Here is a 21,020-nt window from a genome sequence, read left to right on the forward strand (position 1 = left end):
TTGAGGGCCTCGATGAATGCGGTCACGCGCGCGGGCCTGTAGATGCCCGGAGGCAGCGCGACGTGAATGGCGATCGGTTCAAGCCACCAATTTTCCAGCACCCGCTGCACCCGGCCGGTCTTGAGGTCTTCCTGGCACATCCAGGGGGCCGCCGCGCCGATGCCGGCTCCGTTGAGGATCGCGCGGTAGCTCGACAACAGGCTGTCGGTCTGGATCGGTGTGTCGAGCATCACCATGCGGGAGCGGCCCGATCGGTCCAGCATGCGCACGTTGCCGGTCACGTAGGGCACGAGCCCCGCGCAGGGCAACTGCGGAAGGCGCGCGATGGTGATGGGCCCCAACTTCTTGGGCAACTCGGGCGCGGCAATCAGCACGCGCTCCATCGTGCCGAGCTTGCGGCTCGCCAATCCGGGATCGCGCACCTCCCCCACGCAGACCCAGCAATCCGCGCCCCATGCAGTCAGGTCGAGCACCCGATCGGTCAGCGTGAGTTCGACGCGCAACGCGGGATGTGCGGCCCGCAGATCGGTCACGGCATCGGTCAGGAAGCCCGTCCCGTACCCCGAAGGCCCGATCACGCGCAGCGTGCCTTCGGGCTGGCTCTGCCCGCCCTTCAGGCGTTGCGCCAGGCCTGACCAGCGGTCGCCGAGGTCGCGGGCCTCGATGAGCAGCGAGCGCCCTTCGTCGGTGAGCGAAAAGCTCGCCGTGGTGCGCAGCGCCAGCTTGCAGCCGAGCAGCCGCTCGAGTTCGAGCAAGCGCCGGCTGACCGTGGGCTGGGTCATGCCCAGCAACCGCGCCGCCTTGCTGAGCGAGCCGCTCTCGCCGATCTTCCGGAAGGTCTCGAGCAGGTCGAGCCGGTCATGGACGTGCTTCATGCGCCTAGCGTATATGACTTCATCGGTCCATGCGTCTACCGCAAAGCGGTCGTGCTTCGTATCGTTGGGGGCATGACCAGCCTCAATTCCCCTGCAACCGACATTCCCCGGATCGGCGACAGCCCCAAGGGCGGCTCCGTCCTCGGCTTCTACGCCCCCAAGGGGTCGGCCCGTCCGCCGCGCGTCGCCCGCGGCGAGGGCATCTTCCTGTGGGATGCGAACGGCAAGCGCTATCTCGATGCCACCGCGGGCGCCGTCGTCGCGAACATCGGCCACGGCAACCCGCGCGTGCTGGCCGCGATGGCCGAGCAGGCTTCCAAGGTGACCTTCGCGTATCCGCGCTTCTTCGAGAGCGAACACAACATCGCGCTGGCCGACCGCGTCTGCGAGCTTGCGGGCGACGGCTTCGACCGCGCATTCTTCGTCTCGGGCGGCTCGGAGGCCAACGAGGCCGCGATCAAGCTGGCGCGCCAGTATGCGGTCGTGACCGGCCAGGGCAGCCGCTCGAAGGTGATCTCGCGCGATCCGAGCTATCACGGCTCGACGCTGGGCGCGCTGGCGGTCACCGGCGACGCCAACACGCTCGGCCTGTACGGGCCGATGGTCCGCGCGATGCCCAAGGTGCCGGCGCCTCTGTCGTACCGCGTGCCCGAGGGCCACTCGGTCGAGTCGTACGAGCAGGCTTGCGCCGACGCGCTCGAACAAACCATCCTGCGTGAGGGCCCGCAGACGGTGCTGGCCTTCATCCTCGAGCCCATCGGCGGCCTCTCGACCGGCGCGGTGGTCTCCTCGGCTGCCTACTTCCGGCGCGTGCGCGAGATCTGCGACCGCCACGGGGTCCTGGTGATCTTCGACGAGATCATGAGCGGCGCCGGCCGCACCGGCGCCTTCCTGGCCGCGCACCATTGGGAAGGCGCCCACCCCGACCTCGTGACGCTGGCCAAGGGTTGGCCGCCGGCTACACGCCGCTCGGTTGCCTGCTCGCACCGAACAGGATGGTCGATGCGATCGCGGGCGCCGGCGGCTTCGTGCACGGCCACACCTACTTCACGAATCCGCTGTCGTGCGCGGTGGCGCGCGCCGTGGTCGAGGAGGTGGTGCGGCAAGACCTCGTCACGCGCGCACAGGGCATGGGCGAACTGCTGATGGCGCGCCTGCGCGACATCGCAGCGCGCTCGCCGATCGTCGGCGACGTGCGCGGCAAGGGCCTCCTCACAGCCATCGAGATCGTCTCGGACAAGGGCAGGCGCAGCCAGCTGCCGGTCGCCTTCAACGCGCCTGCGCGGCTCACCGAGCATGGCCTGAAGCACGGCATCGCGCTCTACAACCGCCGGGCCAACCTGGGCGCCTTCGGCGATTTCCAGATGATCACGCCACCGCTCACGATCACCGAAGCGGAGATCGACGAGCTGGGCGACCTGCTCGAAAAGTCATTGGCCGATCTCGCCGACGAGATCGCGCGCCAGGGCCTCGCGCGCTGAACCCCGCGACACCACGATTTCGCAACCCCCCCAGGAAAGCACCCGATGAAGCTCTCGTTCACTCTCAAGGCCGCACTCGCGTGCACGGCATGGGCCTTCGCCGCGGCGGCGGGGGCACAGATCAACACCGCTCACGGCCCGCTGAAGCTCATCGTCGGCTATCCGGCCGGCGGCTCGGCCGACGTGCAGGCACGCACGCTCGCCGACAAGCTGGCTGCCGAACTCGGCACGACCGTCGTCGTGGACAACCGCACCGGCGCAGGCGGGGCGATCGCGGCCGACTACGTTCGCACTGCGCCCGCGGACGGGCTCACCGTGCTGCTCGCCAACATGCACATGATGGTCATGCTGCCGCTCACCACGAAGTCGGTGCGCTACGACCCGGTCAAGGACTTCAAGCCCGTCGGCCGCATCGTGAGCTTCTACGAAGGCATCGCGGTGCCCGCCGAGCTGCCGGCCAGGGATGTGAAGCAGTGGCTCGACATCGCCGCCAAGGACCCGAAGAAGGCGAACTACGGCGTGCCCGCGCCGGGCAGCGTCTCGCAGTTCATGGGCTACAGGCTCGGCAGCGATGCCAAGGCGGGCCTGGTGGCCGCACCTTACCGTGGCGCGGCGCCGCTGGTGCAGGACCTGCTCGGCAACCAGATCTCGGCCGGGATCATGCCCATTGCGGATCTGGTCGCCCACCAGCAGTCGGGCAAGCTCAGGGTGCTGGCGGTGAACGGTGACAAGCGCGCCGCACTGCTGCCCGACGTGCCGACGCTCAAGGAACTCGGCCAGCCGCACTTCGACAACCTGGAATGGACGGGCCTCTTCGTGCCGGCCGGCACGCCGCGGCCCATCGTCGACCAGCTGAATGCCGCGCTCGGCAAGGCGCTGGCCGGCAAGGACGTGCAGGAACGGCTGCGGAAGCTCAGCAGCGATCCGAGTCCGAGCACGCCCGAAGAACTCTCGGCCCTCATCGCCGACGATCTCAAGCGCTGGGGGCCGGTGGTGAAGGCCTCGGGCTTCACGGCGGAATGACAGCGATCGCGCCGCACCCGATCCCGCCCCACAGGCCGCTGCGGCTGCCCGGCCTCCACGGCTACGCCGATGCCAAGACCGTGGCAGCGGGTGACCTCATCCGCTTCCACATCAGCAGCGACGTGCCCTACGAGTTCGCGGTCTGCCGGCTGGGCAGCGACGTCGAAGGACGCAGCGACGACGTGGCGCTGGAAGCGTTCGCGCCGCATCCGGCACGCGTGCAGCCGATCCACCCCGGCTCCTACGTGCATGTCGAGCGCGGCTTGCCGGCCGGCCTGCCGCTGCGCGGACTGAGCTTCGAATGCTGGATCAAGCCCTGGACGGTCGATGTGAGGCAGGCCGTCGTCAGCCAGCACGACGACCCCGCGCAGCGCGGCTTCGCGCTCTTCATCGAGCCGGGCGGTGCGCTGTCGTTCCACCTGGGGGACAACGCCGCGCCGCCGTGCGGGCGGCTGGCCGCGCGCCGCTGGCAGCATGTCGCCGCCACGTGGGACGGCAAGCTCGCCATGCTCTACATCGACGCGGAATGCGTGGCGCAGTGGCCTGCGGCGCAGGCCCTCACGCCGCCCGCAGCGCCGCTGCGGCTCGGCGCCAGCGCCATCGGCGGGCGGGCCGACCTGTTCCTCGAAGCCGACCTCGTCATGCCGGCGCTGTACGGCCGGGCGCTGTCTTCCGGCGAGGTCGCGGCGCGCCGCGAGCAACGCGGATTGCAGATCGCATCGGGCCGATCGGTACTCACGTGCTGGCCGTTGCGCGAAGAACGCGGATCGCAGGTGGCCGATGCCAGCGGATACCATCGCACGGGACGCATCGTGAACCACGCCACCTGGATGATCGTCGGCCCGGCCTTCGAGCCCGGCAAGGTCGGCCAGTACGAAGAAGACGAATCGCCCTACGACCCGCTCCACGACCCGACGCGCGGGCACGGCCTGCGGTTCGCGGGCGACGATCTCTACGATTGCCGCTGGGAGGCGATGCACGAATTCCGCATTCCCGACGGCGCCAGGTCGGGCGTCTACGTCGGACGTGCGCGCTTCAACATCGAAGGCCGCAAGGCGGACTACGACATCACCTTCATCGTGCGCAAGCCCGCGCACGTGGCGCCGGCACCGATCCTCGTGCTGTGCGCCGTCAACAGCTGGCTCGCCTACGCCACCACGCCATTCGCGAAGAACGTGGTCGACGATCCGGTGTGGCCGCGCCGTTCCGAGGGCCTTGCGAACAGCCATCCCGAAGCGCCGGCCTTCAGCAGCTACGTCTACCACCGCCACGGCCAGCCCTGCTACCAGGTCGGCCTTCGCATGCCCTGGCCCAATGCCAGCCCCAACGCGCTCTACGACCCGGCCGCGAGCGGCTTCAGCCAATGGACGCGGCTCGAGCGTCACCTGCATGTGTGGCTCGACCGGCAGGGTTACGACTACGACGTGATCGGCGACATCGACCTGCACCGCGATCCGTCGCTGCTCGCGCGCTACAAGACCGTCTTCGTCAACGGGCACAGCGAATACTGGTCGCTGCCCGGGGTGGAGGGTCTCGACGATTTCCTAAAGCGTGGCGGCAGCGCGATCGTGCTCTCGGGCAACACCATGTACCTGCGCGTGAGCTACGACGAGGAGTTCACCGTCATGGAGCAGCGGAAGGTGAACGGGCCCGATCACGACGACGCCAGGCCACCCGTCGGCCCGCCGGCAGGCGCGTTTGGCGAGCAGTACCACAGCCAGGACTGGGCGCGCGGCGGAAGGCTCAAGGCATCAGGCCGTCCGGCCGGCGAAATCATCGGCCTCGAAACTGCGGGCTGGGCCTTCGCCGACGTCGACGACTTTGGCGTCTACCATGTCGAGCTACCGGCACATGCACTCTTCAACGAGCCGCAGCCGCTGGGCCTCGGAAAGGGCGAAACCTTCGGCCACGCGCCCGGCGGCGGGTTGCCGCGCGCCATTGGGCACGAGTGGGACCTAACCCTCTTGACCCTCGCGAAGATGACCAAGTGCTGCCCCCCGGGTGCTTCCCTGCCTGTCGCGCAAGAGGGCATCGAGGTCATCGCCAAGGGCATCCGGCGCGTGCCGGGCAAGCTGGACGCCTACCTCGACTACTACTCGAGACCCACCGAATCGCTCGACGGGCTGTCGGCCGAAATGATCTATTGGGAACGGCCGCAAGGCGGCCGCGTGTTCCACGCAGGCGCAGTGGGCGCGGCCTGGGTGATTGGCAGCGACCCGCTTTTCGGAACGCTGCTCGGCAACGTGCTGCATCGTTTCGGCGTGGCCCCCAAGAATCTCACACGAGCTCTCACTCACAAGGCTGCATCGTGACCACACAACCAGAAACCGCCCCTCGCACGGCGTCCGCACCTTCCGAAGCGCCCTTATGGACACCGGCGCCGGCCCGCAAGGAACGGGCCCTGATCACGCACTTCGAGTCTTGGCTGGATCGCGAACGCGGCCTACGCTTCGAGAATTACGAGGCCCTGTGGCAATGGTCGGTGACCGACCTGGAGGGCTTCTGGAGCGCCGTGCTGGCCTTCTTCGCGCTTCCGTTGCGAACGCCGTACGCGCGCATCCTGTCCAGCGACGACATGCCGGGCGCCCGCTGGTTCGAAGGCGCCAGACTCAACTTGGTCGACCAGGTGTTCCGCCACGCGCACCTGGCCTCGCCCGCGATCGTGTTTGAAAGCGAGGCCTCGGGCACCGGCGCCATGAGCTGGGTCGAGCTCCAGCGCCAGGTGGCTTCGGTGGCCCAGGCCTTGCGCGACCTGGGTGTGCAGCAGGGTGACCGGGTGGCCGGCTACCTGCCCAACACTCCCCAGGCGGTCGTCGCGTTCCTGGCCGCCGCCAGCCTGGGCGCGGTGTGGTCCCTGTGTGCGCCGGACATGGGGCCGGTGAGCGTGGGCGACCGATTTCGGCAGATCGAGCCCAAGGTGCTGGTTGCGGCGGATGGCTATCGCTTCGGCGGCAAGCCGTTCGACCGCCGCGGCACGCTGGACGAGATCCTGCGCGAGCTGCCGACAGTCACCGGAATTCTCTGGATTCCGCATCTTGACGCGGCTGCGCATCCGCCCGGGCAGGCCACGGGCCGCACGACGGTGCGCTGGCAGGAGGCCATTGCGCGCGAGGCGGCCTGGCAACCGGCAGCGCTGCCGGCGGACCATCCGCTGTGGATCCTTTACTCGTCGGGAACGACGGGACTGCCCAAGGCGATCGTCCACGGCCACGGCGGGGTGCTCGCGAACGGCATGGTGAACATGGTCCTGCACGGCGATCTGCACCCGGGCGAGCGCGTTTTCTGGGCCGCCAATACGTCGTGGATGGTCTGGAACGCACACATCCTCGGGCTGCTGGGAGGCGCCACCATCGTGCTGTACGACGGCGCCGTGACCGGTGCCGGCGCCGAGCCGGACTGGGGCCACCTGTGGAAGCTGGCGGGACGGCTGGGCGTTGAGGTATTCGGCGCCGGAGCCGCGATCCACCACGCGTGCTTGAAGGCCGGCATCGTGCCGCGCGAGATCGCGGACCTACGGCAGTTGCACACGGTGTCATCCACGGGTTCTCCCCTGGCACCCGAGGCTTGCGAATGGCTCTACAGCGCCGTCAAGCGCGATCTCTGGCTCAACATCGTTTCCGGCGGGACAGACATCGCCGGCGGCTTCCTGGTGGGGCTCCCCACCCTGCCGGTGCGCACCGGTGAGATGCAATGCCGCACGTTGGGTTCCTGCGTGCAGGCATGGAACGAGGCCGGCCAACCCGTGCTGGATGAGGTGGGCGAACTGGTGTGCACCAGACCGCTGCCTTCGATGCCGCTGTACTTCTGGGGAGACGCGGACAACCGGCGGTACCTGGAGAGCTACTTCGATAGCTTCAAGGACAGCCAGGGCCGCAACGTCTGGCGGCATGGCGACTGGCTGCGCCTGGTGCCGCGGCCGGGCGCCACGGCAGGCCTGATCTACGGCCGTTCGGACGCCACCATCAACCGCCAAGGCGTGCGCATGGGAACGTCCGAGCTGTACCGCGTCGTCCAGGGCATCACCGAAGTGCTGGACAGCCTGGTCGTGGACCTGGAGTACCTCGGGCGCGATTCGTACATGGCGCTGTTCGTTCAGCTGCAGCCCGGCATCCAGCTGGACGCGCCGCTGGAGCAACGCATCCGGCAGGCCTTGCGTACAGGCTTGTCAGCACGACACGTGCCCAACGAAATCATCCAGGTGAGCACGATCCCCAAGACAATCACCGGCAAGAAACTGGAGTTGCCTGTCAAGAAGCTCCTGCTGGGCCACGCGCTCGAGAAGGTCGTCAGCCGCGATGCGCTGGCGGAGCCTGGGAGCATCGACTGGTACGTGGATTTCGCCCAAAGGTACCGCCGTCGCATAGGCTGACGCGGATGTGCGAGGCTCCGCTCGCCGCTCGCCGCTCGTCGCTCGGCACGAAGCCCTGGGCAAGGTTTGGATAGATCGGACCGGACTGGCGCGTGATCACTATCGTGCTGGAATGCCGGAAAGCCGTCGTCGACGACCGTCGGCTTCTGGCCCCAAAGCAGACATCCGCTCAATAACTGCGTCCTTGGGGCACGATGCACCGGGGTCTCCATGCCGGACAGCGTGTTATTGCAGCGCTAGCCATGGACGGCGACGATCATCATACAAAGCGCCCAGAAGACATGCAGTTCACAGCCCCCAAGGCTCCAGTTCCATTTGCCTCCTGAGATCTTGTACGAGGCAACTCCTGCACAGAGCATGAACGACGCTCCCAACCACGAGGCATAGGGCTGCAGCACGTTGAAAACGAGGCCAACGGTTGCTACAAGTTCGATGACCAGCGAGAGGACGACGAAGAAGCGCACGGGCAGCAGCCCCGCGGCCTCGAAAACGTCCTCAACTGCCTTGCGCGCCGTGAACTTCGCGACGCTGTGCGGGATAAACATCAATCCACACAGCATCGAGAGCTGCCGTAAGGGATCGGTTGCGATACTTGTGTCCATGATCACGTGTAAATTTCTAGACTCGCTCAGGCACGAGCGCCACGCCGACAGAAGAGGAAATCCTGTCGATCATGGCTTAGCCAAGCCGCTGCTTCAGGCCCTGCATGGCGAGCAGCAAATCAACGATGAACTTGCTGCCGGCCTCGTCGGTGAACTGTCCCTGCGCGTCGAACTTGTCCGCGCAATGATTGATGAACACCTCAGGTTTGTTCACCGTGAACGCATCCATGAACACCATGATCTTCCGCAGGTCGTACTGCACGCGCGCTGTGCCGACTGGCCCTGGGCTGGCGCCGATGATGCCGACGACTTTGCCGGCGAACGGCGGCTCCGGCGGGCGCGACATCCAATCGAGCGAATTTTTCAGCACTCCGGGGATGGAGAAGTTGTATTCTGGTGTGGCAATCAGCACTGCATCCGCCTGGCGCACTTTCGCCTTCAGCGCAGCGACAGGGGTGGGTTCCCCCTGGGCGCGCTGGTCGTCGTTGTACATGGGAATATCGCCGATGCTCGCGATCTCGATCATGATTCCTGCAGGCGCGAGCTTCTGAGCCGCTTGGAGCGCCAGCGTGTTGTAGGAACCGGCGCGGAGGCTGCCGGACAGGCCAAGGATATTCATCAGGTTTCCAATCGAAGGTAAGCGGGGCCCGCGGAGCTATGCCGCTTGTGGCGTAGTGAAGTAATCCACCTGGTGCCGCGCGATGCGCAGGTTGCCCACCTCGCGCTTGACACGCAGGTGTTCGGGGTGACTCGCGTAGGCCTCCAGTGCCGCCTGGGAGGCGAACTCGCTGTACAGCACGACGTCGCATGCGTAGTCCACACCGCTCGTGTCGATTCCGATTTCCAGGTGCAGGAGACCGGGCACTCGCCCTCGCAGGCTGTGGAAGCTCTCCGCGAGCTGCCCGGCATTCTGCTGGCGCTGCTCGGGCGTTTCGCCGCGCAGCTTCCACATCACGATGTGTTTGATCACGTTGCTCTCCATGGCGCTCACTCCGCGGGCGGAAAGCCGGCCTTCTGAGGCCATAGATTCTCGAAGGCGTGAACGCTGCTTGACGCGTAGACACCAGCGCGCGTGAACGGCTCGTCGGTGAGCCAGGCGTGCGCATCGTCCCGGGAGGAGAAGTCGATCGACAGCAGGCTACCGATCATCGACGTTCCGTCGTCCGCGAGAAGGGGCCCGGCGAAGGCGATCCGGTCAGCTACCTTGGCCAGATAGGCCTTGTGAGCAGGTCGAAGTTGCAGACGCAGTTCCTGCACACCGGGTTTGTCGATCAGGAAGAATGTGTAGAGCATTTTGGGATATCACATCCTCGCAAGCGCCGTGGAGAGGGAACATCACAATCGGCGGGTTGACGCTCGCAATATTGAGAAAGGCGCGGCGTTGCCCACCCCCCGGTGCAAGCAAGGGCGATCGGTCGCGGAACGACGGCGCTGGTGATCAGCATTGCTTGCTGCGACTCGTCCAGGTCCCTGCAGTCGAGGCCGTGGAACCTGGACGTTGAAGGCGCTTGCAGCATGTTGGCGTCTCCATTCAACACCGACTGAAACCTCACGGCTGCGGTCGGTGGGTCTTCGATTATCTTGGTCAGTCCTTGACGGTGGCGATCGCCTCGATTTCCACTCGCGCACCCATGACCAGCCCTGCCGCCTGGAACGTCGTACGCGCCGGCGGATCCTTCGGGAAATACTCACTGAACACCTTGTTCATCGGCAGCATCTCCGCGAGGTCGGCAACATAGATGACAACTTTGTGAACATCTTCGAGCGACGAACCACCAGCTTCGAGAACGGCTTTCAGGTTCTCACAGACCTGGCGCGTTTCCGCCTCCATGCCGCCTGCGGCCAGTTGCCCTGTGGCGGGGTCCATGCCGAGCATGCCGGACGTGTAGATCCAGTCGCCAACCTTGATGCCTTGTGACAGCGGTACCTTCACAGGCGGGACTTTGTTCGTGTGAATGACGGTTCTCTTCATGTGCTCTCCTAAAGGTTGGTGAGATCTGCCTCGAGAGGCAGGCGGTTATGGCACTTGCGCGCCAATCGAATTCGGCCTCACGCCCTCATATGCGTGCTGGAGCAGCTCGCGGATTTCAGCGCGCTGGGCGCTGCCAATGGGGCGCGGGTTCCAATACGGGTTTGCAACGGCGAGTTCGGCCGCCTTGTCGAGATCCTCGTGGCGCATGCCGATATCCTTCAATGCCACCGGGGCATCGTTCTGCAGCGCGAGGTCGAAAAGGCCAGCTGCCGCACTCACCCCGCTTCTGCCGAGCGCACGCTCGATGCGTCTGGCAGCTTGTGCGGCCGCAGTCGCGTTAAATGCGATCGCATGGGGCAGCACGACGGTGTGGACTTCGGCATGGGGCAGATTGAACGTACCGCCAAGCGTGTGGCAAAGCTTGTGGTGCAACGCCATGCCGACCGTTCCCAGCACGGTGCCGCAAAGCCATGCCCCATAGAGCGCGTCACTGCGGGCAGCCACGTCCCTGGCGTCGGCCCGGATGCCGGGCAGCGCCTGCGCAAGCGCACGAATCCCTTCCTCGGCCATCAGATCCATGACGGGGTTGCTGTCCTGCGCGTACAAACCCTCGGCGGCATGCGCGATGGCGTTCATCGCACTGGTGACGCTCAGGCTCACTGGAAGCGTCATGGTGAGTTCGGGGTCGTAGATCACCGTGCGAGGCAACACGCGCGGGTCCTTGCCGGTCTTCTTGAGCCCTGACTCCGTGATGCCGTAGATCGGTGTCATCTCGCTTCCCGCGTAAGTCGTCGGGATTGCGAGCACCGGAAGTGATGATTCCAGCGCGATCGCCTTGCCAAGCCCGGTCGTCGACCCGCCGCCGATCGCAATGGCGCAATCGGCATCGCGCTGGCGCGCGAACTCACGGGCCTCCCGAGCGGTTTCGATAGGTACATGCATCACTGCACGCGCGAACACCCCCGCACTGCGGTTGCCGATGCGATCGGCTATCGCGTGGGCCTGTTCGGCCTGCTCGGATGTCGAAAGCACGATCGCTCGCTTGGCGCCGAGCAGGTCGATCTCCCGCTCGAGGTGCGACAGGCTTCGGGCACCGAAAACCACTCGCGAGGGCTGGGCGATATAGACGAAGTCCTTCATGTCCATCAACCGTTCAGCGCGCGAATCGGGTTGAGCACGAAGTCATATTCCAGCAGGTAACTACCATCCGCCTGCTCCTTCCACTCGCAGACCAGCGACTCGCGCACGCCGAATACGGCATCGGAATCGAGGTAGTCGCTCTTGTCGCGAAAGACATGCGTGACCAGCGTCTCATAGCCAGGTGCCTTGACCATGAAGTGAAGGTGCGCCGGGCGCCAGGGATGTCGTCCCGTGGCTTCCAGCATCCGGCCCACGGGGCCATCGTGAGGAATTGCGTACGGCACGGCAAGGATGGACCGGAAGAAGAACTTCCCATCGCCATCCGCCTTCAAGACACCCCTCGCCTGCGCCTGATCCAGCCCTTCGTGCTGCACGTCATACAGCCCGTCTTCGTCGGATTGCCACACGTCCAGCACGGCGCCCGGGATGGAGTTGCCCGCGACGTCGCGGACGGTTCCACGCACCACGCAAGGCGTGCCCTTCGCCCCATTGGCGATGTCTTCTCCAAGCTCATACCGGGGCGCACCTTCGACATGGAAGGGACCGAAGACGGTGGACTCCGTACAGCCTCGCGGCTTCTCGGTATTCATTGCGACCGTGAGCATGGACAAACCCAACACATCGGAGAGCAGGATGAACTCCTGCCGCTTCGAGTCCGTGATGTGTCCGCACTGCGTCAAAAAGTCGATTCCCTGGAACCACTCTTCCTCGGTCAGCTTCACGTCACGTGCAAAGGCATGGAGATGCTGCACCAGGCTCGTCATGATCTGGTGGACACGAGGAGTCCCGGCATCTGCGAAGCTGGCGATCACAGCCTGCGTGATGTTGTCTTGATTAAGGTTTCGCATGGTTCAGGAGGGGCCCGCTTCCGGGCAGGTCAGTCGAACTATAAAATTTCACAAAGTTGATGAGAAGCCTTTGAAGCGGAAATGATATTTCCTTAAATTGAAAAAATGGATCGCTTCACCGTGGCACAACACCGAGGGCCCGGGCACGCTCATTCGCCAGCCGACCGGAGCCGAAGTGCACGCGCAAAACCCCAGCCCGCGACGGGCAAGGCGACAGCCGCCGAGAGCAGGACCGGGGTGAAGCCGAAGTGGTCCAGGACATAGCCTGTCGCGGCGACGCCCAGCGCCTGTCCGGCGAACAGAAAACACGCGAACACCGCCACGGACGTCCCGCGTGCCGCGGGCATCATCTGAGTCGCATGGGTCTGCAGGGTGTTGTGATACAGGAAGGTGCCGAAGCCCACCACCAAGGCGATGAGGCCGGTCAGCAAGGGCAGCACCGAAATCCACCAGGCCAGGAACCCGCCCCCCATCAGCCAGCCTCCCGCCAGCACCATGCGCTTTTCCCCGAAGCGGACCACGATGTGCCTGGCAGTGACGGCGTAGGCCAGGCCGCCGACCGCATTGAGAGCTGCCAGCGCCGAGGCCGTAGACAGCGTCAGCTTGTGGTGCAGGTGCAGGTAGGTAGGTAGGTAGCTCAAGGGCCCCAGCAGGAAGAACCCCTCTGCCAGCACCGCCAGCAGGACGACACGCGCCCAGGGCAGGCGCAGCACGGCCACCAGCTGCTGCGCCACCGGCACCTGCGAAGCAGCAGCGGCGGGCGCGGCAATCGAGGCCTGCACCTGGCGCGCTTGCACCGTCAGCAGGACCGCCACCAGGGCATATCCCGCGCTCAGGCTGATGAAGGCAGCGCGCCATCCGGCGGCCGACTCGGCGAACAACCCGCCGGCCAGCTGGCCCGCCATCATTCCCGAGATGGTGCCTGTGAGGAGACGCGCCAGCGTGGCCTGGCGCTGGCCATAGGGGACGGTGTCGCCGATCCAGGCCATAGTCAGGGGAATTACGCCGGCGGCGGCGATGCCCCATGCGACACGCATCCAGACCAGCACCTCGAAATTGGGCGCAAGCGCCGACGCCAGCGATGCCACCGCACAGCCGGCGAGCGCCAGACGCACCAAACGTGCCTTGCCGTAGCGGTCGCCCATCGGCCCGAACAGCAGCTGCACCAGCCCGTAGGCGATGGCAAACCAGATGATGACCTGCCCGGCTGCGCCCGGCGTCACGCTGAAGTCGCTGGCCAGGCGCGGCAGCATCGCGTCGCAGATGCGCAGGGCGGCCGCGCTGAAAAACGCGGCGGCAGCCAGCAAGGTGACCGTCACCAACGAATCCTGATCACGTCAACGTTTTCTGAAGTTGGGCGTCCACACGTCAAAGCTCCCGCGCCTCTACGACTTGTGAATGGGCACGAACGACTCTGAGAACGGATCCGGCTTGTAACCGGCCGCCTTGAACAGATGAGCGCGCGACTCGTCGATAGCGGCGCGCAGCTTTGCCTGGTCCACACCCAGAACGACACCTTTGCGCTTGCGCAGACGCCCGCCGATGATGACCGTATCGACATTGCTGCGCTCAGCCGCGTGCACCACGGTACCAATGGCGTTGTTGACCGGGTAGATGTTGAGGTCCTTGGTGCGGATCAGAACCACGTCCGCCTGCTTGCCTGGCGTCAGGCTGCCGGTGCGCTTTTCCAGTCCCGCGGTTGCGGCGCCATCGATCGTGGCGGCTTGCAGCAACCGGGAAGCATTGGTTGACGCCGCCACATCGGCATTGCCACCGTGTCCCAGGACCCGTCGCAGGTAGAAGGCCACGCGCATTTCCATGAACATGTCACCGCTGTAGGAGGTCTCGTTATCGACACTGAACCCGGGGCGAATGCCGTGCTCGAGCGCCTTCTGCCACGCATTCATGCCATCCTCGATACCGTAGTGGGCATCGGAACGTGGGGTAACACTGACGCGCACACCTGCCTCGCGCAAGATCCTCCAGGCGGGTTCCGGCAGGCCTATGCAGTGGTTAAAGATGTTGTCACTGCGCAGCAACCCTTTCCGGTGCAGGCCCTCGAGCTGGGCTGCCAGGTCGCTGCCAATGAACTCGGTCACGATGACAGCGCCCAGTTCTCGTGCAACGGACCACTGGTCCGTTTCAAGCTTCGGAAAGGCGTCCATCACGCCCAGCGTCAACAAGCCTGCGGGCCGATTGGTGAGGTACTTGGCGTTCAGACGTGCAAGGTTGCCTGACCAATGTGCCTTGTCCCAATCACCCGCCACCGGCGCCCCGGTGACGTGAACCGTTCTGATGCCTGCATCGAGCATCGCTTCAACTCCGGCGTCGGAGTGCGCGGCCGAGCGGCTGTTATGGGAGTTGTCGATCACGGTTGTGATGCCGGCATCGATGCAGCCCAACGCCGAGACCATGTTGCCGACGTAGATGTCGCGCGGCCGGTAGTACTTGGCGAATGAGAGATGGGTAGCGTTGCTATAGTCCCCAAGCGTTGCCGCATTGGGGTTGATGCGGCGCAGCTGGCCTTCCCAGCAATGGCGATGCGTATCGACCATACCCGGAATGGCGATCATCTCTGCGGCGTCTATCACTTCGGCGCCACCAGCTTCCAGGTTCGTGCCGATCGCGGCAATGGTGCCATCGGCAATCAGGATATCGCCCTTGGTCAAATTGCCGACTTTGGCATCCATGCTGACGATCGTGGCGCCTCGAACCAGAATCTTGCGAGGCGCTGTTGCCGGCGGCGTGACGAGTTGACGGTCCTGATCGGACATTGTTGATTTTTCCTGGGCAGAAACGGATCCAGCCAGACATGTTGCTGCAGCAAACGTAAGCGCAGAACGGCGCGTGATAGCAGACCTCATGTTGTCCCTCATGATCGTTTGGATTGGACGGGAATGGCGGCCGTGCTGAAGCACGGCGCCAACGCGCAGGGGAGACCGCGATGGCGCCCTTCACGGGCGCCTGCGACTATTTCAGCGTTTCCTGGAGTTGACCGCCGGTCAGGTTCTCGCGCTCCCACGCCAGCTGCGTCGGGCAGCTGCTGGGGTCTTCCTCGCGGGCTTCGTAGTAGGGCTGATACGGCTTGTACAGGCTGTAGATGCGGCGCAGTTCCTCCACCGCGGTCCCGTGCATGTCGACGCGCAGGTCCCATGCCGCGTAGCTCTTGCGGTCCATCACAACCACGCAGGCTGATCGCTCGGGCAAATGGCGGTCGTTGGCGGCCTGGCCACCCGCGTCCCTGCCGGACTCCAGCGTGCTGATGAGGCGTTCGACCAGCGGCTGGTCCGGGTCTTTGTTGAACGTGGTTTCCATCGCCTTGAGCACATGTTCGCCTGTCAAAACGTTGCCGAAAACGGTGTAGTCCGGCCCCGTCTTGTCTCCGGCCCAACCCGTAACGCGCGCGCCCGTGTGAACCACGCCCACACCGTCACGCGTCATCACGGCGATCTGGCGAAGGCTCTCGTGGAGGTCGTCCTCGACCAGGGCAGCAAGCACGCTCTTGCTCGACCACCCCTGCTGCAGCAGGCTCTGTGCCAGTGGCGCATTGCGCCTGCGCCCGTTGGCCTGTGACATGACGACGCCGTAGGCGTTGTGCGCTCCTTGCGTGAACGACCCGAAGGCAACTGAATACGTCGCGACGGCGACGCCGATCTGATGGGTGCGGGGGCAGTGCCCGATTACCGTGTAGGTCATGATGGGTTCCGGTCAGCATTGAAGGGGGTACGGGTCGCGCTCAGTCAAGGCGAATGTTGTTGCGTTTCACGATCGCGCCCCATTCTTCGTAATCCTTGGCCAGGAACGATCCGAACTCCGCCCGGGTTCCCCCCACGGGAATCAAGCCAAGTTCGACCGCGTTCTTTTGAAACTCGGCCGACGCAACGATCTTCTGCAATGCCGCCGACAAGCGATCCAGGACTTCCGCAGGGGTACCCCGCGGCGCCAGGACGCCATTCCACGAATGCAACTGGTTGCCCGGCAAGACCTCGGACAACGTGGGGACACCGGGCAGGCTCGGTACACGCTGATTGGCAGACACGGCCAGCGCTCGCACCTTGCCTCCCTTCACCTGGGGAATGGCGGCGGCCGACGCTTCCATCGAAAACTCCACGTCGCCACTCATGACCGCGAGCATGCCTCCGTCCTTGTAGGGAATGGCCGTCATGGTCGTACCCGTCTTCTGCGCCAGCTGAAGGGCCGCGATGTGGCTTGGCGTGCCATCTCCGTAGGTCGCGTAGTTCATCTTGCCCGGCTCGCGCTTGGCGGCTTGCACCAGATCATCAAGCGACTTGTTCGGGGAATTTGCGCGAACGATCAGCACAAAAGGAACTTCAGCGACGTGGATGACCGGCACCAGGTCGGACGCCTTATACGGCAGCTTGCTGAACACATGTGGATTGAGCGAGACCGACGGAACTGCGGTGTAGAGAAGCGTATATCCGTCGGCGGGAGCCTTGGCCACGAGGTCCGTGCCAATGATCTGGCTCGCCCCGGGCCTGTTGTCGACGAGGACCGGTTGGCCAAGATCCTTGGTGAGGCGCTCTGCAATGAACCGGGCCGTGACGTCCGGAGAAGCACCTGCCGGCCAGGGGACGACCAGGCGCACCGGCTTTGTCGGAAACGGCGCCTGGGCGAAGACGGACGCGGACAGGAGAGCCGCCGCCGCGAAGACGGACGCGGCCCGGCGGGAAACGGCGCAACGGAAAAGATTGATGCTCATATCTGGCTCCAAAAGAATGGGATGAAATTCAGGCCAGGTGCGGCGGCGGTTTGCCGTACTCGCGTTCGATACCGCGCTCCTTGAGCCAGTCCTTGTGCCGGGGCATGACCGACGGGTCATCGACCAGCGCCTCGTAGTACTCCACCAGCGGCATGTACCAGTCGACGATCCGCCGCAGTTCCGCGATCGGCTCGGACGCGTGGTCGCAGCGCAGGTCGAGCCGCGCCGTGCCCTTGCGGCCGAACGTCTTGATGGCCGCCGAGGTCTGGCCCTCCAATTGGCCGCCGGCATCGCGGCCGCCTTCGATCGCGCGCATCAGACGGTCGTCGAAGCTCGCGGCGCGGTTTTTCTCCCACGCCTCGCAGATCCCATCGATGGTCTTCTCGCCGGCGAGCACGTTGCCGAAGGCAATGAAATCGGAGCCGATGCGATGCCCTGCCCATTGATAGTTCTTCTTGCCCGTGAAGACGGCCATCCCGCCGCGCGAGTCGAGAACACCGACCTGCCTGTATTCCCAGTGTTTGTCCATCTGTTCCATGTCGATGAGCACCTTCTGGGCCGAATACCCCCTCTCGAGCAAGCCCAGCGCGACCTTGCCCAGCCGAGGTTCCACGGACGATTGATAGGAGAGCACGCCGGCTTGCGCCGATGCGAAGGGCGCTATCCAACCCACCGCCGGCGAGAAGCTCGAAATGCAGATACCGAAATCACCCGACTGCTTGTCGCGCGCAATGATCGTGAAAGTCATGGCTAAAAACCCCTTATCTGAATTGGTGAAATCTGCGCTTTCCGGTTGGCCGCATCAGTCGAGGCGAATGCCATTCCGCTTCACGACGGCTCCCCAGTTTTCGAAATCCTTGGCCAGGAACGAACTAAACTCCGCCGGTGTTCCGCCGCCGGGAACCAAGCCAAGTTCGAGCAGGTACTGGCGGAACTCGCTCGATGCTGCGATCTTCTGCAGTGCCACCGACAAGCGATCCACTACTCCCGGAGGGGTGCCACGCGGTGCGAAAATGCCGTTCCATGAGTACAACTGGCTGCCAGGAAAGCTCTCGGACAAGGCGGGGATGCCCGGCAGACTCGGCATACGTCCTTTTGCGGACACTGCCAGCGCTCGCAGCTTGCCTCCCTTGATCTGAGGGATGGCATCGGCCGACGCGGCGAACGTCCAATCCACGACTCCGCTCATGACGTCCAGGATGCCTCCATCTTTGTATGGCACGTGCGTCATGGTTGCGCCGGTCTTTTGCAACAGCTCCAACATGGCAACATGGTTGGGTGTGCCCTCTCCATGTGACGAATAGGTCAGCTTGCCAGGCTGCCGCTTGGCGGCTTGCAACACTTCGTCAACCGACTTGTACGGCGAATCCGCGCGAACGCTCAACACAAAATTAACGTCCACGAGGTGGATGATCGGCACAAAGTCGGAAGGCTTATACGGCAGCTTGGCAAACAAGTGGGGGTTCAACGAGATAGCCGGAGCTGTGCCGTAAAAAAGCGTGTATCCATCGGCGGGAGCCTTGGCCACTGCGTCCGCGCCAATGATCGAGCTCGCCCCCGGCTTGTTGTCTACGAGTACCGGCTGTCCAAGATCCCTGGAGAGGCGCTCTGCAATGAATCGGGCTGAAACGTCCGGTGAAGTTCCTGCCGGCGTCGCGACAACCAGCCGGATGGGCTTGGTCGGAAACGTTGTCTGGGCGAAGGCAGATCCGACCAGGAGTGTTGCTGCCGCGAGTACGGGCGCGGAACGGCGGGAAAAAGCCGCAAGAAAACGATTGATGCTCATGCTTGCTCCAAAGTGGGACCGTGGGACAGGAGTTCCCGTATACCGGGCCGGTAAAGCACAGTCTATAATTTCACCAATCGACTGAAAAGAACCCAGAACGGAATTCACATTTCCTTGAAGCGGAAAAATGGACCGATTCACTGAGCTGTCACTTTTCATCCATGTTGCAGAGCGGGGAAGTCTCAGCAAGGCCGCGGAGACGTTGGGCTTGTCCAATCCTGCCGCGAGTCGCTACTTGGCTTCGCTTGAGAACCGCGTCAAGGTGCGGCTAGTTGAGCGGAACACCCGTCGCCTCTACCTGACACGCGAGGGTCAGGAGTTCCTTGAACGTGCACGGCACATCCTCAGTGAGCTGGACGAAGCGGAATCGGCCCTTCATAGCGCCACCCTCAATCCCTCAGGCGTTCTACGAGTCAGCGCCTCGCTGTCTTTCTCGATGCAGATCATTGCGCCTCGCCTGCCACGCTTCCACCAGCTCTACCCCCAGCTACGGGTGCATGTAGAAACTGCGAACAGGTACCTGGACATGATCGACAACGGGATCGATGTCGCGATCCGCACACGAGAGCAGGAGCCGGACAGCACCATCACGATTCGCCGTTTGGGGACGACACGGAGATTCCTGGCGGCATCTCCGGCATACCTTGCCAACCGAGGCGTGCCGCAGCATCCGCGCGAGCTTTCACTGCACGCTCTTCTGCTATACGTCTATGCGAAGAACCCGAATGAGCTGAGTTTCACTCGCGGCGCGCAGCGGGAGTCAGTGACGGTTCATGGGCTGCTCGAGTCAAACGATGGTCAAGTGCTCAGGGCAGCTGCACTGAACGGCCATGGAATACTCGTGCAGCCCAGCTACATCCTCTATGACGATGTTGTTGCCGGCCGTTTGGTGCCCGTGCTGGACGAGTGGGAGTTGCCACAGCTCACGATCAATATCGCCTACCCCAGCCGTAAACACTTGTCTGCGAAGGTTCGCTCGTTTATCAACTTCATGGTTGATGAATTTGCCGCCCATGACTACGAGCGGAAGTGGACCGGGCGGATGTGACGCTCAGGCCCTGCTGAAGTGCCTACTGCTGTTCCGCGTCCCAGCTCCGCCCAGGGCAGCCCTGAGTCCGCCCACTGGTTGCCGTCCGCGCTATTGCAGCGTGGCCTGACCTGAAGAGACGATGATGGGGCATGCCGCTCCAAGCGGGCGTGTCGCCACGCCAATCACTGCTTCCATCACCGCTGAAGAACTCGCTGCACTCATTGCCGAGCGCGACGCGCTGGCCGGCGCGACGACCACGAGGCGCCGCTGCCTTGGAACATCCAATTCGGCGCCGCATAGATCGCCGCGCACACTTCTGCTCGAGCATCACGGGCAAGGGTACTGTCGCATAAGCCGACGCTGGTACCCTGAAGGTCAGATGATGTCAGGGACGAAGACGGTGATTGAAGTGCTGCGCAAGGTGATCAAGCGGATGCATTACCCGCTGGAGGTGATGCTGGTGTGCGTGCGGTGGTATGCGGCCTACCCTTTGAGCTTCCGTCATATCGAGGAGATGATGGCCGAGCGCGGCGTGCTCGTCGACCACGCGACGGTTCATCGTTGGTCGATCAAGATCCTTCCGGTGCTGGCCGTGGTGTTTCGCCGACGCAAACGTCCGGTGGGCACGAGTTGGCGGATGGACGAGACATAAATCAGGGTCGCTGGCCAAGGTATCTGTACCGAGCCGTCGATCGCGACGGCGATACGATCGACTTTCTGCTTCGCGCCAAGCGCGATCACGCGGCGACCCGATGCTTTTTTGAGCAGGCCATCGGCCTGCACGGTGTACCTGAGAAGATCACGAGTGACAAGAGCGGTGCCAACACGGCCGCCATCCAGAGCATTCAAGCCGACTCCGGTGCGGACATCGAGATGCGCCAGTCGAAGTACCTCAACAACATCGTCGAACAAGACCATCGGGCCGTCAAACGCATCGTGCGCCCGATGCTCGGCTTCAAGTCATTCCGATCCGCGCGGGCGCTCATTGCCGGCATCGAGACAATGCACATGATCAGGAAGGGGCAGAGGCACTGCCGCAAAAGCCAAGCCGCCTCCGCAGCAGCGCAGTTCTACTCGCTGGCGTTCTGAGCGACACGCACGACGCGCACTCCCTCGGCCCGGCGCTGCTATTGCGACAGAACCGTGAAGAAAGAGTTGGGTCGCAGCCTAGTTC

The 21,020-nt window shown here is 64.3% G+C and carries 18 protein-coding genes and 2 pseudogenes; 6 read left to right on the forward strand and 14 right to left on the reverse strand.

Annotated elements, in window-relative coordinates; all coding sequences use genetic code 11:
• Positions 1-875, reverse strand: an 875-nt coding sequence (locus AC3A6Y_RS32890) for a LysR substrate-binding domain-containing protein (RefSeq protein WP_487872418.1), incomplete at its 3' end; no start/stop codon positions are given.
• A 72-nt stretch (positions 876-947) separates the two neighbouring features.
• Between AC3A6Y_RS32890 and AC3A6Y_RS32895 the strand changes: the two are divergent.
• The 4 genes and pseudogenes from AC3A6Y_RS32895 (at position 948) to AC3A6Y_RS32910 (ending at position 7,748) form a co-directional block, all read left to right on the forward strand.
• Positions 948-2,356, forward strand: a pseudogene (locus tag AC3A6Y_RS32895) (aminotransferase family protein).
• A 45-nt stretch (positions 2,357-2,401) separates the two neighbouring features.
• The gene (locus tag AC3A6Y_RS32900; protein WP_487872419.1) at positions 2,402-3,379 is read left to right on the forward strand and encodes a Bug family tripartite tricarboxylate transporter substrate binding protein; all 978 of its coding nucleotides are present in this window, start codon (positions 2,402-2,404) and stop codon (positions 3,377-3,379) included.
• Complete coding sequence (locus tag AC3A6Y_RS32905; RefSeq protein WP_487872420.1) at positions 3,376-5,691, forward strand: N,N-dimethylformamidase beta subunit family domain-containing protein; 2,316 nt, start codon at positions 3,376-3,378, stop codon at positions 5,689-5,691. The genes AC3A6Y_RS32900 and AC3A6Y_RS32905 overlap by 4 nt, the downstream gene beginning before the upstream one ends.
• The gene (locus AC3A6Y_RS32910) at positions 5,688-7,748 is read left to right on the forward strand and encodes an acetoacetate--CoA ligase (protein WP_487872421.1); all 2,061 of its coding nucleotides are present in this window, start codon (positions 5,688-5,690) and stop codon (positions 7,746-7,748) included. The genes AC3A6Y_RS32905 and AC3A6Y_RS32910 overlap by 4 nt, the downstream gene beginning before the upstream one ends.
• A gap of 236 nt (positions 7,749-7,984) precedes the next feature.
• Here the strand turns inward: AC3A6Y_RS32910 and AC3A6Y_RS32915 are convergent, their stop codons facing one another.
• From AC3A6Y_RS32915 to AC3A6Y_RS32975, 13 genes are all read right to left on the reverse strand, one after another.
• Positions 7,985-8,350: a DoxX family protein gene (locus AC3A6Y_RS32915; protein ID WP_487872422.1), complete on the reverse strand. Its 366-nt coding sequence runs from the start codon at positions 8,348-8,350 to the stop codon at positions 7,985-7,987.
• Positions 8,351-8,426: 76 nt separating this feature from the next.
• Positions 8,427-8,969, reverse strand: a complete 543-nt coding sequence (locus tag AC3A6Y_RS32920) for an NADPH-dependent FMN reductase (RefSeq protein WP_487872423.1) — start codon at positions 8,967-8,969, stop codon at positions 8,427-8,429.
• 36 nt (positions 8,970-9,005) lie between these two features.
• Entirely contained in the window at positions 9,006-9,332 is a 327-nt protein-coding gene (locus tag AC3A6Y_RS32925; RefSeq protein ID WP_487872424.1) for a Dabb family protein, read from the reverse strand.
• Positions 9,333-9,337: 5 nt separating this feature from the next.
• The gene (locus tag AC3A6Y_RS32930) at positions 9,338-9,643 is read right to left on the reverse strand and encodes a YciI family protein (RefSeq protein WP_487872425.1); all 306 of its coding nucleotides are present in this window, start codon (positions 9,641-9,643) and stop codon (positions 9,338-9,340) included.
• Between the two features lie 292 nt (positions 9,644-9,935).
• The gene (locus tag AC3A6Y_RS32935) at positions 9,936-10,322 is read right to left on the reverse strand and encodes a RidA family protein (RefSeq protein WP_487872426.1); all 387 of its coding nucleotides are present in this window, start codon (positions 10,320-10,322) and stop codon (positions 9,936-9,938) included.
• Between the two features lie 45 nt (positions 10,323-10,367).
• The gene (locus tag AC3A6Y_RS32940) at positions 10,368-11,462 is read right to left on the reverse strand and encodes a maleylacetate reductase (protein ID WP_487872427.1); all 1,095 of its coding nucleotides are present in this window, start codon (positions 11,460-11,462) and stop codon (positions 10,368-10,370) included.
• A gap of 5 nt (positions 11,463-11,467) precedes the next feature.
• Positions 11,468-12,310, reverse strand: a complete 843-nt coding sequence (locus tag AC3A6Y_RS32945) for an intradiol ring-cleavage dioxygenase (protein WP_487872428.1) — start codon at positions 12,308-12,310, stop codon at positions 11,468-11,470.
• A 149-nt stretch (positions 12,311-12,459) separates the two neighbouring features.
• Positions 12,460-13,629 (reverse strand): MFS transporter, encoded by a 1,170-nt coding sequence (locus AC3A6Y_RS32950; protein WP_487872429.1) that lies wholly within the window; start codon positions 13,627-13,629, stop codon positions 12,460-12,462.
• Positions 13,630-13,695: 66 nt separating this feature from the next.
• Entirely contained in the window at positions 13,696-15,084 is a 1,389-nt protein-coding gene (locus AC3A6Y_RS32955) for an amidohydrolase family protein (protein WP_487872430.1), read from the reverse strand.
• A gap of 196 nt (positions 15,085-15,280) precedes the next feature.
• A complete protein-coding gene (locus tag AC3A6Y_RS32960; protein ID WP_487872431.1) occupies positions 15,281-16,006 on the reverse strand; it encodes a DUF1028 domain-containing protein in 726 nt (241 codons plus the stop codon).
• 40 nt (positions 16,007-16,046) lie between these two features.
• A complete protein-coding gene (locus tag AC3A6Y_RS32965) occupies positions 16,047-17,030 on the reverse strand; it encodes a tripartite tricarboxylate transporter substrate binding protein (protein WP_487872432.1) in 984 nt (327 codons plus the stop codon).
• 28 nt (positions 17,031-17,058) lie between these two features.
• Positions 17,059-17,778, reverse strand: coding sequence for a DUF1028 domain-containing protein (locus tag AC3A6Y_RS32970; protein WP_487872433.1), 720 nt, complete (start codon positions 17,776-17,778; stop codon positions 17,059-17,061).
• Positions 17,779-17,832: 54 nt separating this feature from the next.
• Positions 17,833-18,816, reverse strand: coding sequence for a Bug family tripartite tricarboxylate transporter substrate binding protein (locus AC3A6Y_RS32975; protein WP_487872434.1), 984 nt, complete (start codon positions 18,814-18,816; stop codon positions 17,833-17,835).
• A gap of 127 nt (positions 18,817-18,943) precedes the next feature.
• On the opposite strand from AC3A6Y_RS32975, the gene AC3A6Y_RS32980 reads away from it, so the two are divergent.
• Positions 18,944-19,864, forward strand: coding sequence for a LysR family transcriptional regulator (locus tag AC3A6Y_RS32980; protein ID WP_487872435.1), 921 nt, complete (start codon positions 18,944-18,946; stop codon positions 19,862-19,864).
• 361 nt (positions 19,865-20,225) lie between these two features.
• A pseudogene (locus tag AC3A6Y_RS32985) lies at positions 20,226-20,935 on the forward strand (IS6 family transposase).
• Positions 20,936-21,020: the final 85 nt, after the last annotated feature.

The sequence above is a fragment of the Variovorax sp. Soil_C_17 genome (genome assembly GCF_057657265.1).

Excerpts from the sequence above, each read along its gene's own strand:
- AC3A6Y_RS32915 (WP_487872422.1), bottom strand. The coding sequence starts at position 8,350 with ATGGACACAAGTATCGCAACCGATCCCTTACGGCAGCTCTCGATGCTG.
- AC3A6Y_RS32900 (WP_487872419.1), top strand. The coding sequence starts at position 2,402 with ATGAAGCTCTCGTTCACTCTCAAGGCCGCACTCGCGTGCACGGCATGG.
- AC3A6Y_RS32945 (WP_487872428.1), bottom strand. The coding sequence starts at position 12,310 with ATGCGAAACCTTAATCAAGACAACATCACGCAGGCTGTGATCGCCAGC.
- AC3A6Y_RS32940 (WP_487872427.1), bottom strand. The coding sequence starts at position 11,462 with ATGAAGGACTTCGTCTATATCGCCCAGCCCTCGCGAGTGGTTTTCGGT.
- AC3A6Y_RS32960 (WP_487872431.1), bottom strand. The coding sequence starts at position 16,006 with ATGACCTACACGGTAATCGGGCACTGCCCCCGCACCCATCAGATCGGC.
- AC3A6Y_RS32955 (WP_487872430.1), bottom strand. The coding sequence starts at position 15,084 with ATGTCCGATCAGGACCGTCAACTCGTCACGCCGCCGGCAACAGCGCCT.
- AC3A6Y_RS32970 (WP_487872433.1), bottom strand. The coding sequence starts at position 17,778 with ATGACTTTCACGATCATTGCGCGCGACAAGCAGTCGGGTGATTTCGGT.
- AC3A6Y_RS32920 (WP_487872423.1), bottom strand. The coding sequence starts at position 8,969 with ATGAATATCCTTGGCCTGTCCGGCAGCCTCCGCGCCGGTTCCTACAAC.
- AC3A6Y_RS32980 (WP_487872435.1), top strand. The coding sequence starts at position 18,944 with ATGGACCGATTCACTGAGCTGTCACTTTTCATCCATGTTGCAGAGCGG.
- AC3A6Y_RS32905 (WP_487872420.1), top strand. The coding sequence starts at position 3,376 with ATGACAGCGATCGCGCCGCACCCGATCCCGCCCCACAGGCCGCTGCGG.
- AC3A6Y_RS32965 (WP_487872432.1), bottom strand. The coding sequence starts at position 17,030 with ATGAGCATCAATCTTTTCCGTTGCGCCGTTTCCCGCCGGGCCGCGTCC.
- AC3A6Y_RS32935 (WP_487872426.1), bottom strand. The coding sequence starts at position 10,322 with ATGAAGAGAACCGTCATTCACACGAACAAAGTCCCGCCTGTGAAGGTA.
- AC3A6Y_RS32930 (WP_487872425.1), bottom strand. The coding sequence starts at position 9,643 with ATGCTCTACACATTCTTCCTGATCGACAAACCCGGTGTGCAGGAACTG.
- AC3A6Y_RS32925 (WP_487872424.1), bottom strand. The coding sequence starts at position 9,332 with ATGGAGAGCAACGTGATCAAACACATCGTGATGTGGAAGCTGCGCGGC.
- AC3A6Y_RS32975 (WP_487872434.1), bottom strand. The coding sequence starts at position 18,816 with ATGAGCATCAATCGTTTTCTTGCGGCTTTTTCCCGCCGTTCCGCGCCC.